Genomic DNA, 12,416 nt, shown 5'->3' with positions numbered 1-12,416 from the left:
CCAGCCCGACCATGGCCCGCAAGAAGAAGCAGAAGCAGGCGATCGACCCGAACGACCCGTCGACGATGAGCCGCCGTCAGCAGATCGTGGCGACCTACTCGATGACCAAGCAGACCGACCCGAAGATCGGCCTGTGGCTGCTCGGGTCGTTCCTGCTCGCCGGTCTGGTCGGCTTCGCGCTCTTCTGGCTGCTCCCCGGCGACGGCACCATCAGCACGGTCTTCGCCGTGGTCGGCGGGATCCTGCTCGGCATCCTCGGGGCCCTGCTCGTCTTCGGCCGCCGCGCCCAGGCCGCGGCATACGCCCGGATGGAGGGCCAGACCGGCGCCGGCGCGAGCGCGCTGACGATGCTGCGCCGGGGGTGGAAGACCGACCCGATGGTCGCGTTCAACCGTCAGCAGGACGTCGTGCACCGCGTGGTCGGCCCCCCGGGCATCGTCCTGGTCGGCGAGGGCAACCCCACCCGCCTGCGCGGGATGCTCAACGAGGAGCGCCGCAAGCACGAGCGCGTCGCCGCCGGCACGCCCGTGCACGAGATGCAGTGCGGCAACGCCGAGGGTCAGGTCCCGCTCCCCCAGCTGGTCAAGAAGGTCAGGAAGCTCGGCCGCAAGGTCAAGCCGGCCGAGATCACCGACGTGCTGCACCGCCTCAAGGCGCTCGACGCCCGCCGCTCCGCCGTGCCGATGCCCAAGGGCCCGGTCCCGCAGAACATGAAGGGCATGCGCGGCAACATGCGCGGCCGCTGACCCTCCAGGGGTGCTCGAACAACGACCACCCCGGTGGTCGAGGAGCGAGCGAAGCGAGCGTCACCCCGGTGGACCACGAACGACCGCCACCCCGGTGGTCGAGGAGCGAGCGAAGCGAGCGTCACGAGACCCAGCGCCCGGTCCCGAGGCTCCGGCCCAGCGGCACTCACACCTCGACCAGCGGCCTCCGTCAGGCGCGGCCGGCGCCCAGGCTCCGGTACGTGTCCAGCGTGATCGTGCAGGTCCCGGCGGCCAGGTCGTGCAGCCCGCGGCCGTCGGGGCGCCACACCAGGGGCGGGACGACGAGGACGACCAGCACCTGACGCACCAGCAGTCGCAGCGGGTTCATCGGGCGCGTACCCCCGCCGGCCCAGACGACCCGCAGCCGGGTGGCCAGCTTGCCGAAGGACCCGCCCGCCAGCCAGGTCAGCAGCGTCGTCTCCGCGACGTACAGGCCGAGCACGGCGAACGAGGCGGTGCTGCCCGGCTCGGTGTAGGCGTCGAGCCCGACGACGCCGATCACCGCCAGCGTGCAGGCGAACCAGTCGACGAGCAGCGCGAGGATCCGGCGCCCCCAGGACGCGGTGGGGAAGGGCGGGGTCTGGACGGGCACGACCCCAACCCTAGTGAGGGCGTCCCACCCCGGGACGACCTGTAACACGGGGGAAACAATCACGATACGGTCGAGAAACCACCCGTGCCTAGGTTCGGGCTCCAGCCCGGGGTACGAACCGCCCGGGCACCCCCTCGCACTCATCCACCGGTCGACGCGCGCGCGTGACCAAGGAGGCCGAATGTTCCAGAACAGCGAAGAGCTGCTCAAGTACGTCAAGGACGAAGGCGTCGAGATGGTCGACGTCCGCTTCTGCGACCTGCCCGGCGTCATGCAGCACTTCACCGTGCCGGTGTCGTCGTTCGACCAGAGCGTCTTCGACGACGGGCTGAGCTTCGACGGGTCCTCGATCCGCGGGTTCCAGGCCATCCACGAGTCCGACATGTCGCTGTTCCCGGACCCGACGACGGCCTACCTGGACCCGTTCCGGACCGCAAAGACGCTGATCGTCAACTTCTTCATCCACGACCCGATCACCGGTGAGGCCTACTCGCGCGACCCGCGCAACATTGCCCGCAAGGCGATGTCCTACCTCACCACGACCGGCGTCGGCGACACCGCCTTTTTCGCCCCCGAGGCCGAGTTCTACGTCTTCGACGAGGCACGCTTCGAGACCAAACAGAACAAGGGCTACTACGAGCTCGACTCGATCGAGGGCGCCTGGAACACCGGCGCCGAGGGCAGCCTGGGCTACAAGACACCCTACAAGGGCGGCTACTTCCCCGTCGCGCCGACCGATCACTTCGGTGAGCTGCGCGACGAGATGGTCATCGAGCTGGAGAAGTCCGGCCTGCTGGTCGAGCGTGCCCACCACGAGGTCGGCACCGGCGGCCAGGCGGAGATCAACTACAAGTTCGCCGAGCTGCTCCAGGCCGCCGACGACGTGATGAAGTTCAAGTACATCGTCAAGAACGTGGCCTGGCGCAACGGTCGCTCGGCGACCTTCATGCCCAAGCCGCTCTTCGGCGACAACGGCTCCGGCATGCACTGCCACCAGTCGATCTGGAACGAGGGCGAGCCCCTGTTCTACGACGAGACCGGGTACGGCGGCCTGTCCGACATGGCCCGCTGGTACATCGGCGGCATCCTGAAGCACGCCCCGTCGCTGCTGGCCTTCACCAACCCCACGGTGAACTCCTACCACCGCCTGGTGCCCGGCTTCGAGGCCCCGATCTCGCTGGTCTACAGCCAGCGCAACCGCTCGGCCTGCGTGCGCATCCCGATCACGGGTGCGAACCCGAAGGCCAAGCGCATCGAGTTCCGTTGCCCCGACCCCTCGGCCAACCCCTACCTCGCCTTCTCGGCGCTGCTGCTGGCCGGCCTGGACGGCATCAAGAACAAGCTCGAGCCGCCCGCCCCGATCGACAAGGACATCTACGAGCTCCCGCCGGACGAGATGGCCGACATCGACCAGGTGCCGACCTCGCTCAACGCCGTGCTCGACAACCTCGAGCGCGACCACGAGTTCCTCACGGTGGGCAACGTCTTCACGCCCGACCTGATCGAGAACTGGGTCGAGTACAAGCGCACCAACGAGATCCTGCCCGTGCAGCTGCGGCCGCACCCGCACGAGTTCGAGCTCTACTACGACATCTGAGTCCTGACCGAATCGAGGCCCCGCCGAGCACTGCTCGGCGGGGCCTCGATTCGTCCTGGGCCGCTGACGCGTCCCGGTCAGACGTCGCTGCCGAGGACCTGCACCAGGACGAGGAACAGCAGGAACGCCCAGCCGCCGGTCAGGCGCCGCGACCCCGGCGCCGGGCGCGGCACCAGCCGCAGGTGGCCGCCCAGCAGCAGCAGAGCCACCCCGACGATCAGGCCCGCCGGGGAGAACAGCAGCCACGCCCACCCCCACCGCGTCGCCCGCACGGGCTCGGGCCCGAGGGCGAGCAGCAGCAGGTCGGCGAGGACCAGCCCCAGCAGGGCGGGCGCGAGGGGGCCGTTCACCCGCAGGCCCAGGACCGCGGCGTGCGCGCCGCTCTCCGGGTCGGCCCTGATGACCTCGAGGCCCGGTTGCCGGGCGAGCAGGTCCTGCTCGAGCGATCCACGGACGACCGGCACCCCGCTGTCGACGAGGGTCGAGGACCACGCCCGGTCGGTCCGTGGGGCCCGGTCCGACCTGCTCCGCTGCTCCTTGACCTCGGTGACGCGCTCGAACAGCCCGTCGCGCCAGGAAACCTCCACCACCGAGAAGCCGGTCGACCCCGGCGGCAGGCCGCCGCGAAGGACCACCGAACCCACCTCGCCCGACTCCAGGCGCTCGCGGAGCTCTCCCAGCGGGGCCGGACGCTGGCCCGTCAGGAGGACCGCGGCGACAGCCACGAGGTGCGCCAGCAGGAGCACCCACGCCACCCCGGCCCACCACCGGCGCCGGCGCTCGAGGCCGCGCCGGACCGGAACGGTCCCGACCTCGGTCGTCGTCACGGCGCAGCCTCCCCTGGTGACCGTCCCTCGACGGCCTGGTCCGCTCGCAGGCTAGCGGCTCGCGGGCCCCGGCGGGCCGTCGTGCGGCCCGCTCCTGGCGCGCTCAGCGCATCGTCGTCCGGAAGCTGTCGAGCACGACCATCGGCGCCGAGCCGGCGGCGCCGGCGCCGGCCGCGCCGGAGGGGTCGCGCAGGAAGTCGGTGTGCCCGTCGAGCCCGAGCGCGCCCGCGTCCTTACGCCGGTAGCCCATCGTCCACCCCGGGAAGGCACGCTCCTCGACCTGGTCGTCCATCACCACGAGCAGGCCACGGTGCCGGCGGTCGGCACTGATCCGGTCGAACACCTGCGAGACCTCGTCGTCCGGGCCCTCGACCGCCTGCATGAAGTTGCCCCCGCTGTACAGCAGCATCCCGGTCAGCCCGCGCGGCTCGTTCCACGCCCGGGCGGCGCCGAGCAGCCCGTCGAGCTCGGCCTCGGTCCACAGGGTGCGGGCGGAGCTGACGTAGGTGAGCGAGCGCATGGGTTTCAAGACCTTCTCCGCGACGGCGACGGGTGACGCCGCATCCTCACCCGCGCGCCGACCGACGCGCAGCAGAACAGCCGAGTCAGGGACGAGTCACACGACTTGGAACCCCCCGGGGGGTTCTGCTACCGTCCTGCACATAACCCCCCAGGGGGTTACCGCGACCGGCCCGGACAGGCCAGGAAGGACATCCCATGCGTGAGATCGACACCGACCAGCTCGCCGCGGTGCTCGAGGAGGACGTGACGGTCGTCGACGTCCGGGAGACCACCGAGTACGCCGACGCCCACGTCCCGGGGGCCGTCAACATCCCCATGGGCCGCCTGACCTCCCGGCTCCACGAGCTCGACCGCACCGCCCCGGTGCACGTGATCTGCGCCAGCGGGAACCGCAGCGCCGCGATGGCCGAGGTGCTGCTCGCCCAGGGGTTCGACGCCGTGAACGTCGTCGGTGGCACCAGCGCCTGGCTCCGCTCCGGGCGCCCGGTCGCCCACGGCGCGGGAACCGGCGCCGGGACGGAGGAGTCCCGATGAAGGACCTGACCGTGGTCGCGATCGAGACCCCGACCCTGGGCGACCGCAGCTACCTCGTCCACGACGGCGAGGTCGCGTTCGTCGTCGACCCGCAGCGCGACATCGACCGGGTGCTGACCCTGCTGGCCGAGCACGACGTACGCCTGACCCACGTGCTCGAGACCCACCTCCACAACGACTACGTCACCGGCGGGTTCGCCCTGGCCGCCGCGACCGGCGCGGCGTACGTCGTCAACGGCGCCGACGACGTCTCCTTCGACCGCACGCCCGTCAGCGACGGCGAGCAGCTCGCCATCGGCGACCGGATGCTGCTCACCGCCCTGGCGACCCCCGGACACACCTTCACCCACCTCTCCTACGCCCTGCGCGACACCGCCACCGGCACGGACGTGGGCGTCTTCTCCGGTGGCTCGATGCTCTTCGGCGCGACCGGGCGGCCCGACCTGCTCGGTCACGACCACACCGACGCCCTGGTCCACCACCAGCACGCCTCCGCGCACCGACTGGCCGCACTGCTGCCCGACGACGCAGCGGTGTTCCCCACCCACGGGTTCGGCTCGTTCTGCTCGGCCACCCAGTCCGACGCGACCTCCTCGACGATCGGACGCGAGCGTGAGACCAACCCGGTGCTGACCCAGGACGAGCAGACCTACGTACGCGCGCTGCTCGCGGGTCTCGGCCCCTGGCCGGCGTACTACGCGCACATGGCCCCGGCGAACGCCGCGGGTCCCGCGGCGCCCGACCTCAGTCCCCCGGCGCGGGCCGACGCCGCGGAGCTGCGCCGCCGCATCGAGGCCGGCGAGTGGGTCGTCGACCTGCGCGACCGCACCGCCTTCGCGGCCGGGCACGCCCGCGGCACGCTCAACTTCGGCCTCGACGGCGGCTTCGCGACGTACCTCGGCTGGCTGATCCCCTGGGGCACCCCGCTCACGCTGCTCGGCGCGACCGCCGACGACGTCGCTGAGGCGCAGCGCGAGCTGGTCCGGATCGGCATCGACCGTCCCGCCGCCCACGCGACGGGCTCGCCTGCTAACTGGGCCGTCGGCGAGCCGACGGGGTTCGCGACCGCGACCTTCGCCGACCTCGCCCTCGTCCGCCACCACCGCGACGTGGTGGTCCTCGACGTGCGCCGCGCCGACGAGCACGACGCCGCCGCGATCCGGGGCTCCGTCAACATCCCCCTCCACGAGCTCATGACCCGCCTCGACGACGTCCCGGCCGGGGAGGTCTGGGTGCACTGCGCGGGCGGCTACCGCGCGTCGGTCGCCGCCTCGATGCTCGACGCCCACGGTCGTACGCCGGTCGCGATCGACGACTCCTTCGCCCACGCCGAGGAGGTGGGTCTGCACCTCGTCGGGCCGGCGGCGTGACGCTCCTCCTCGCGGTCGCGGCCGGTGCCCTGATCGGGCTCAGCCTGGGCGCGCTCGGCGGCGGCGGCTCGATCCTGGCCGTGCCGGTCCTCGTCTACCTGCTCGACCAGTCCCCCGCCCAGGCGACCACCGGGTCGCTGGTGGTCGTCGGGCTCACGTCGCTGACCGGGGCGGTGGCGGCCCGACGGGCCGGGGCCGTCCTCCTCGCCCGGGGCGCGACCTTCGGGGTCGTGGCCACCGGGGGTGCCGTCCTCGGGGCCAAGGCCTCGGCCCACGTCGACGAGGACCTGCTGCTCGCCGCCTTCTCGGTGCTGATGCTGCTGGTCGGCGCGCTGATGGCGTGGCGGCTGCTGCCGCGCGACGGCGACGGGCCCGCCCACGCCGCACGACCGACGCTGGACGACCCGATCCTCACCTTCAGCCCGACCTTCGCCTGCGCCTGCCCCCGTGCCCTCAAGGTGCTGGTCACCGCCACGCTCGTCGGCCTGCTCACCGGCTTCCTCGGGGTGGGCGGCGGGTTCCTGGTCGTCCCGGCGCTGCTGGTCGCGCTCGCGCTCCCCCTGCCGTACGCCGCCGGCACCTCGCTGGTGGTCATCACGATCACCAGCGCCGCGGCCCTGGCCACGCGCGCCGGCGTCGGCGCCGCTCCAGACTGGGGCGTCGTCCTGGTCCTCACCCTCGCCTCGGCGCTGGCCGCCGTCGGCGGCGCCCGGCTCGCCTGCCGGGTCGACACCCGGCACCTCGCGGCCGCCTTCACGGCCCTGGTGCTCGGCGTCGCCGCCTACACCGCCGCCCAGGCCCTGCCCGCCCTCTTCTGACCCTGACCCATGCTCGCTCCTCACAGGACGGACCTCCCATGAGCACCACCACCACCACCACCACCACCACCGCCACCCAGCGCGCCGGCGCCTCCGACCCGGCACCCGGCACCGCGGCAGGCGTACGCCCCGGACCCCTCGGGCGCCTCGGCGTCTGGGTCACCGACAACGCCAAGGGCGTCACCGGGGTGTGGCTGATCCTGATCATCGGCCTCGGCGCGTTCGCCCCCCAGGTCGAGCAGAACCTCTCCGGGGCCGGGTGGCAGGCCGACGGCTCCGAGTCCGTCGCCGCCCGCGAGCTGGCCCAGGAGAGCTTCGGCGGCAACGCGTCCTCGGCGATCCAGGTCGTCGTCCACTCGACGGACGGCCCGGTGACCGACGGCGCGGGTGCCGAGGTGCTCGCCCAGGTCACCGCGGTCCTCGAGGACGAGCCCCGCATCGCCGACGTGGTCGCGCCGATGCCCGGCGCGACCCTCAGCCAGGACGGGACCACCGCGATCGTCCTCGCCGGCGCCGGCACCGACACCAACGAGATGGTGCGGGTCGCCACCGACCTCAAGGGCGATCTGCAGGACCTCTCGGTCGAGGGCGTCCAGGTCAACCCGACCGGGTCCTCGCTGCTGTGGTCGGACTTCAACGAGGCCAACCTCGAGGCGATGCTGACCTCCGAGATGATCTCGTGGCCGGTCACGATGGCGATCCTCGTGCTCGCCTTCGGCGCCCTCGTCGCCGCCGGCCTCCCCCTGCTGCTCACCCTGGCCGGCCTGGTCGCCTCCGCGGGGTCCCTGGTGCTCATCAACGAGCTCGTGCCGGTCTCGATCTGGGCGATGAACTTCGCGATGATGTTCGCCCTGGCGCTCGGCATCGACTACGCGCTGTTCCTGGTCGTCCGCTACCGCGCGTCCCGGATGGGGGCCGGCAGGTCGGCCCGCGATGCCGTCGCCGAGACCATGGACACCGCCGGCAAGGCGGTCCTCCTCTCCGGAGCGACCGTGCTGATCTCGCTGTCGGCCGTGATGCTCGTGCCGTCACCGTCCTTCCGCTCGATGGCCGGCGGGATCATGCTCTCCGTCGTCTTTGTCCTTGCCGCCACACTCACCCTGCTGCCACTGGTCCTGTTCAAGCTCGACCACAAGATCAACAAGCTCTCCCTGCCCTGGGTGAACAGCGGCGAGCACCGCTCGGCCCGCTTCGCCGCGTGGGGCGAGCGGCTCTGGAGGCGGCCGGTCGTCTGGGGCCTGGGCTCCCTGGTGGTGCTGGCGGTCCTGGCCGCGCCGATCGTCGGACTCACGACCGCCATGCCCTCGATCAAGGTCCTGCCCGAGGACTCCAGCGCCCGGGTCGGCTACGACCTCGTGCAGGAGGCCTTCGGCGAGGGCGCACCGGGCACGCTGCAGGTCGTGGCCGGCGAGCAGGACGCGGACGCCGCGTCCGCGGTGCTCGCCTCGGACGCCGGCATCGCCGGGGCCATGCCCGCCGTGCCGGCCTCCGACGACAGCGGGCTGGTGATGATCCAGGCCGTCCCCACCGTCGACCCGTCCGACCCCGCGCTCGGCGCGACCGTCGACCGGCTCCGGTCCGACCTCCCGACGAGCGCGCTCGTCGGCGGTGCCGCCGTGGAGAACCTCGACCTGAAGACCCAGCTCGACGAGTCCACCCCGCTGGTCATCGGCGTCGTGCTCGTGCTCGGCTTCCTGCTCCTGCTGGTCGCGCTGCAGGCACCGCTCATCTCCCTGCTCGGCACCCTGGCCAGCCTGCTGTCCACCGCCGCGGCGTTCGGCGTCGCCCGCCTGGTCTTCCAGGAGGGGTACGGCTCGGGGCTGCTCGGCTTCGAACCGCAGGGCTTCCTGGACGCCTGGGCGCCGGTGTTCTTCTTCGCGATGATCTTCGCGATCGCGATGGACTACACGGTCTTCCTGCTGGCCTCGGCCAAGGAGCACTACGAGCGCTCCGGCGACCCGAAGGACGCGATGGTCGGCTCCCTGGCCCACTCCGGCCGGGTGATCTTTGCGGCGGGCGCCGTCATGGTCGCGGTGTTCCTCACCTTCGCGCTCTCCGGCCCGCTGCCGCCCAAGGAGATGGGCATCGTGCTCGGCGTCGCCGTCCTCCTCGACGCCTTCCTGGTCCGCCTGGTGCTGCTGCCGGTGATGCTGCGGCTGACCGGACGGGCCGCCTGGTGGTCGCCGGCCTGGCTCCGGCGGGTGCTGCCCACGATCACGTTCAGCCACGGCTGACCCTGCCCACCACCACCACCACCCCACCCGTCTCGAGAAGGAGCACCACCATGTGCCGAGCAGTCACCTGCAAGAAGTGCGGCAAGACGACCTGGGCCGGCTGCGGCCAGCACGTCGACCAGGTCCTGGCCCGCGTGCCCCGCGCCGACCGGTGCGACGGCCACCCGAAGGAGGCCCGCGCCGGGCTCCTGGACCGTCTGCGCGGGAGGCGGTCGTGATCCTGGGCGCAGCACCCGGAGGAAACCCCCCAGGGGGTTGTATGCTCGACCCCGGCAGCGGCGCCCGGCCGCAGCCACCAGCCCGAGGAGGACCCGCGATGGCGGAGTACACGATGCGGACCACCGTCGCACGGCCCTACGAGGAGACCGTCCAGGCCGTGCGCGACGGCCTGGTGGACGCCGGGTTCGGCGTGCTGACCGAGATCGACCTGCGGGCGACACTGAAGAAGAAGCTCGACGTCGACGTCGCACCCCAGATCATCCTCGGGGCCTGTCGCCCGCAGCTGGCGCACCAGGCACTCCAGGTCGAGCCGTCGATCGCCGCGATGCTGCCGTGCAACGTGGTCGTACACGGGGTGGACGACACCAGCACGGTGGTCGAGGCCTTGGACCCGGACGTGATGATGTCCTTCGCCGGCGAGGGCGAGGCCGGTGAGGCGCTGCGGAGCGTGGCCACCGACGCCCGCGCCCGGCTCACCACCGTGCTCACCGCGCTCGACGCCGTCGAGGTGGACGCCTGATGGAGCTCGAGCCGACCGACATCAAGCCGATCATCACCCGCATGAAGCGGGCCAACGGCCACCTCGCCAGCGTCATCCGGATGATGGAGGAGGGCTCCGACTGCGAGGCCGTCCTCACCCAGCTCGCCGCGGTCAACAAGGCGCTGTCGCGCGCCGGCTACGCGATCGTGGCCACCGGGCTGCAGCAGTGCCTCACCGAGACCGACGAGGGCCTCGACGGCGTCGACGTGAAGAAGATGGAGAAGCTCTTCCTCGCCCTGGCGTGACGGGCTTCCCCGTCGTGGCCCGCCCGAGGAGCACCGCGACGACGGCGATCAGCACCCCGGCGACGTCGTCGACGGCGAAGTGCCAGCCGAGGTAGACCGTCGCCACCATGGTGGTGAGCACGAACGCGACCATCACGCGGCGGGTGCGTCGCAGGCCGTAGTGGTACGCCATCAGCAGGAGCATGCAGGTCACCGCGACGTGCAGGCTCCCGAACGCCGCGACCTGCGAGAGCGCGCCCGGGGCGCCGGGGTCGGCCAGGAAGTCGGCCCGCTCGGCCAGGAACCGACGCTGCGTCTCGGTGACGACGGTGTCCGGCAGGTCGGCGAACTGCGCGGGCTCGGAGGAGAACGGTCCCAGCGACGGGACCAGGTAGTAGGAGCAGACGCCCAGGATCCAGACCCACGCGGCCGAGGAGAGCAGCACGTACCCCTCGCGCACCCGCTCGGGGAGCACCACCGCCGCCACCACGGCGACCCGGATCAGCGTGCTGAAGGACTCGTAGACCGCGACCAGGACGTACGCCGAGACCTGCACGCCCAGCAGGTCGTGCAGCAGCCCTGCCGGGCTGTGCCCCAGGAACAGCCAGCGGTCCCAGGCCAGGAGCGTCCCGTCCTGCGGCTCCTGGAAGGCGACCCAGCTCTTCAGGTTGCGGTAGCAGGCGTAGACGACGTAGTAGCCCGTCACCCCGGTGGCGGCGAGCACCAGGCGGCGCGGCGACCACCGCCCGCGCAGCGTCGCGAGCGTGCCGCGGAGGTCACGGTGCCCGCGCTCGGTGCGGTGGTGGGCGTCAGCCAGCGCGAGGACCGCGAAGACCACCGTCGACGAGGCGATCCTGGCGGCGAACCAGGCCCCGCCGGGGTCGCGGAGCGGCACCCCGACCTGGGCGGAGCGGACCAGGGTGACGAGCACGAACGTCGCGACCAGGGCCCAGAAGGCCACCAGCCAGCCGCGCCCCGCCGGACGGGGCGGGTCGGTCGGTGGGGAGCGCGGGGCCTCCAGGGTCACACCAGGACTCTCCTCCTGCTGCCGACCGGCCCGCGAACCGCGGGTGGCCCGTCACCGCAGGCGGGCGCCCTCGCCCCAGGCGGCCAGCGACCCGGGCGAGCTGTCGATGCGCCAGTCGGCCTCCTTGAGCAGGGAGAACCAGGTGACGCCGCCGACCTCCGGGTGCGCGTCGAGCCAGGCGTACATGTCGGTGATCCAGGCCGCCTTGTCGCCACCGGCACCCTCGGGGGCGGCGGTCTCGGTGACGTGCACCGGGCGGGCGCTCAACGCCGTGAGCTCGTCGACACCGGCACCGAAGACCTCGCCGAACGACTGCCAGGTCGACCACGACTGCGTGGTGCCCCAGTTGTAGCCGTCGAGGCCGACCCGGCCGACGTACCGGTCCCCCGGGTAGAGCGAGGCCAGCGACGTCGAGCCCGGGTAGGGCACGTTCGCCGACCAGCTCCACGTGACGTTGGTGGCCTTGACCTTGGTGAAGACGTTCACCACGTGACGCCAGGCGGCGGCGTGGTCGCCGGGACCGTTGCCGTTGACGCCCTGGGCCCAGGGGTACCAGTCGCCGTTCATCTCGTGCGCGAACCGGATCACGACCGGGCGTCCCCACGCCTTGACCTGGCGGGCCCAGCGGGTCACGTACGCGTCGTGGGCGCCGGCGGCGATCCGGTCCAGGGAGTACGCCGGCTGCACCAGCCCGCCGGCGGGGTCCCACGGCTCCCACGTGAGCTCGGGGACGGCGCCGATGCCGGCGATCCGGCTGGCGTCGGCTGCCGGGAAGTCGCCTCCGCGCGCCCAGGCGGCGTAGAAGGTGACCTGGTCGACCTGCGCGCCGGTGGCCGACTCGAGGGCGGTGACCTCGGAGAGGTCGCTCGGGGCCCCGGCGGTGGCCAGGCCGACGACGTGGTCGGTGGCGCCGACGACGGCGGCGGTGCGACCGGCCCCCGCGGCGGCGGCGCCGGACGGTGCGAGCAGCCCGAGGACGAGGGCCGCGGCCGCGAGCACGGGGGCCCCCGGGAGCACGGCGAGCAGGCGGCGGCGGGGACGAGGCACGAGAGCTCCCAGGAGGCTGGCGGGGCGGCGCGGCGGCACCTGGAGTGGTATCGGTCGCGGGCACCGTCGTCTTGAGGGCGGACCACCGCGGTGCTGC

General features: G+C 72.6%; 14 protein-coding genes. 9 read left to right on the top strand and 5 right to left on the bottom strand.

All coding sequences use genetic code 11. The features are described 5' to 3' along the window. Nucleotides 1–11 precede the first annotated feature (11 nt). Complete coding sequence (locus GV155_RS08550; protein ID WP_201300109.1) at nt 12–746, top strand: DUF4191 domain-containing protein; 735 nt, start codon at nt 12–14, stop codon at nt 744–746. A gap of 190 nt (nt 747–936) precedes the next feature. Here the strand turns inward: GV155_RS08550 and GV155_RS08545 are convergent, their stop codons facing one another. Beyond that, nucleotides 937–1,359 (bottom strand): RDD family protein, encoded by a 423-nt coding sequence (locus GV155_RS08545; protein ID WP_236554176.1) that lies wholly within the window; start codon nt 1,357–1,359, stop codon nt 937–939. 181 nt (nt 1,360–1,540) lie between these two features. Here GV155_RS08545 and glnA point away from each other — a divergent pair, with 181 nt between their 5' ends. After that, nucleotides 1,541–2,956 (top strand): type I glutamate--ammonia ligase, encoded by a 1,416-nt coding sequence (glnA, locus tag GV155_RS08540; RefSeq protein ID WP_160007119.1) that lies wholly within the window; start codon nt 1,541–1,543, stop codon nt 2,954–2,956. Nucleotides 2,957–3,033: 77 nt separating this feature from the next. Here the strand turns inward: glnA and GV155_RS08535 are convergent, their stop codons facing one another. Both GV155_RS08535 and GV155_RS08530 read right to left on the bottom strand, forming a co-directional pair. After that, entirely contained in the window at nt 3,034–3,783 is a 750-nt protein-coding gene (locus tag GV155_RS08535) for a hypothetical protein (protein WP_160007117.1), read from the bottom strand. A gap of 103 nt (nt 3,784–3,886) precedes the next feature. Next, nucleotides 3,887–4,303, bottom strand: a complete 417-nt coding sequence (locus GV155_RS08530) for a BLUF domain-containing protein (protein ID WP_160007115.1) — start codon at nt 4,301–4,303, stop codon at nt 3,887–3,889. Between the two features lie 197 nt (nt 4,304–4,500). Between GV155_RS08530 and GV155_RS08525 the strand changes: the two genes are divergently transcribed. The 7 genes from GV155_RS08525 to GV155_RS08500 all read left to right on the top strand — a co-directional run bounded on the left by GV155_RS08525 (nt 4,501) and on the right by GV155_RS08500 (nt 10,266). Continuing rightward, nucleotides 4,501–4,839: a rhodanese-like domain-containing protein gene (locus GV155_RS08525; protein WP_160007113.1), complete on the top strand. Its 339-nt coding sequence runs from the start codon at nt 4,501–4,503 to the stop codon at nt 4,837–4,839. Then, nucleotides 4,836–6,209 (top strand): MBL fold metallo-hydrolase, encoded by a 1,374-nt coding sequence (locus tag GV155_RS08520; RefSeq protein ID WP_160007111.1) that lies wholly within the window; start codon nt 4,836–4,838, stop codon nt 6,207–6,209. The genes GV155_RS08525 and GV155_RS08520 overlap by 4 nt, the downstream gene beginning before the upstream one ends. Then, nucleotides 6,206–7,027: a sulfite exporter TauE/SafE family protein gene (locus tag GV155_RS08515; RefSeq protein ID WP_160007109.1), complete on the top strand. Its 822-nt coding sequence runs from the start codon at nt 6,206–6,208 to the stop codon at nt 7,025–7,027. The genes GV155_RS08520 and GV155_RS08515 overlap by 4 nt, the downstream gene beginning before the upstream one ends. A gap of 38 nt (nt 7,028–7,065) precedes the next feature. Continuing rightward, complete coding sequence (locus GV155_RS08510) at nt 7,066–9,261, top strand: MMPL family transporter (RefSeq protein ID WP_160007107.1); 2,196 nt, start codon at nt 7,066–7,068, stop codon at nt 9,259–9,261. Between the two features lie 50 nt (nt 9,262–9,311). After that, nucleotides 9,312–9,479 (top strand): hypothetical protein, encoded by a 168-nt coding sequence (locus GV155_RS20440; protein ID WP_201300108.1) that lies wholly within the window; start codon nt 9,312–9,314, stop codon nt 9,477–9,479. A 98-nt stretch (nt 9,480–9,577) separates the two neighbouring features. Beyond that, nucleotides 9,578–10,000, top strand: coding sequence for a DUF302 domain-containing protein (locus tag GV155_RS08505; protein WP_160007105.1), 423 nt, complete (start codon nt 9,578–9,580; stop codon nt 9,998–10,000). Continuing rightward, a complete protein-coding gene (locus GV155_RS08500; protein WP_160007103.1) occupies nt 10,000–10,266 on the top strand; it encodes a metal-sensitive transcriptional regulator in 267 nt (88 codons plus the stop codon). Before GV155_RS08505 ends, GV155_RS08500 begins: the two co-directional genes overlap by 1 nt. Here the strand turns inward: GV155_RS08500 and GV155_RS08495 are convergent. After that, complete coding sequence (locus GV155_RS08495; RefSeq protein WP_160007101.1) at nt 10,193–11,272, bottom strand: phosphatase PAP2 family protein; 1,080 nt, start codon at nt 11,270–11,272, stop codon at nt 10,193–10,195. The two genes, GV155_RS08500 and GV155_RS08495, sit on opposite strands and share 74 nt — an antisense overlap. Before the next feature lie 51 nt (nt 11,273–11,323). Further along, the gene (locus GV155_RS08490; RefSeq protein ID WP_160007099.1) at nt 11,324–12,319 is read right to left on the bottom strand and encodes a glycoside hydrolase family 26 protein; all 996 of its coding nucleotides are present in this window, start codon (nt 12,317–12,319) and stop codon (nt 11,324–11,326) included. Between the last annotated feature and the right edge of the window lie 97 nt (nt 12,320–12,416).

This window comes from Nocardioides sp. AX2bis (genome assembly GCF_902506435.1).
Classification (GTDB): domain Bacteria; phylum Actinomycetota; class Actinomycetes; order Propionibacteriales; family Nocardioidaceae; genus Nocardioides.
The sequence above is the reverse complement of the archived record's forward strand: the minus strand, read 5'-3'. Positions and strand labels throughout refer to the sequence as shown.

What these genes read in the sequence shown, in the direction of transcription:
- GV155_RS08550 (WP_201300109.1), top strand. Translation starts at nt 12, where the DNA reads ATGGCCCGCAAGAAGAAGCAGAAGCAGGCGATCGACCCGAACGACCCG.
- glnA (WP_160007119.1), top strand. Translation starts at nt 1,541, where the DNA reads ATGTTCCAGAACAGCGAAGAGCTGCTCAAGTACGTCAAGGACGAAGGC.
- GV155_RS08530 (WP_160007115.1), bottom strand. Translation starts at nt 4,303, where the DNA reads ATGCGCTCGCTCACCTACGTCAGCTCCGCCCGCACCCTGTGGACCGAG.
- GV155_RS08525 (WP_160007113.1), top strand. Translation starts at nt 4,501, where the DNA reads ATGCGTGAGATCGACACCGACCAGCTCGCCGCGGTGCTCGAGGAGGAC.
- GV155_RS08520 (WP_160007111.1), top strand. Translation starts at nt 4,836, where the DNA reads ATGAAGGACCTGACCGTGGTCGCGATCGAGACCCCGACCCTGGGCGAC.
- GV155_RS08510 (WP_160007107.1), top strand. Translation starts at nt 7,066, where the DNA reads ATGAGCACCACCACCACCACCACCACCACCACCGCCACCCAGCGCGCC.
- GV155_RS20440 (WP_201300108.1), top strand. Translation starts at nt 9,312, where the DNA reads ATGTGCCGAGCAGTCACCTGCAAGAAGTGCGGCAAGACGACCTGGGCC.
- GV155_RS08505 (WP_160007105.1), top strand. Translation starts at nt 9,578, where the DNA reads ATGGCGGAGTACACGATGCGGACCACCGTCGCACGGCCCTACGAGGAG.
- GV155_RS08500 (WP_160007103.1), top strand. Translation starts at nt 10,000, where the DNA reads ATGGAGCTCGAGCCGACCGACATCAAGCCGATCATCACCCGCATGAAG.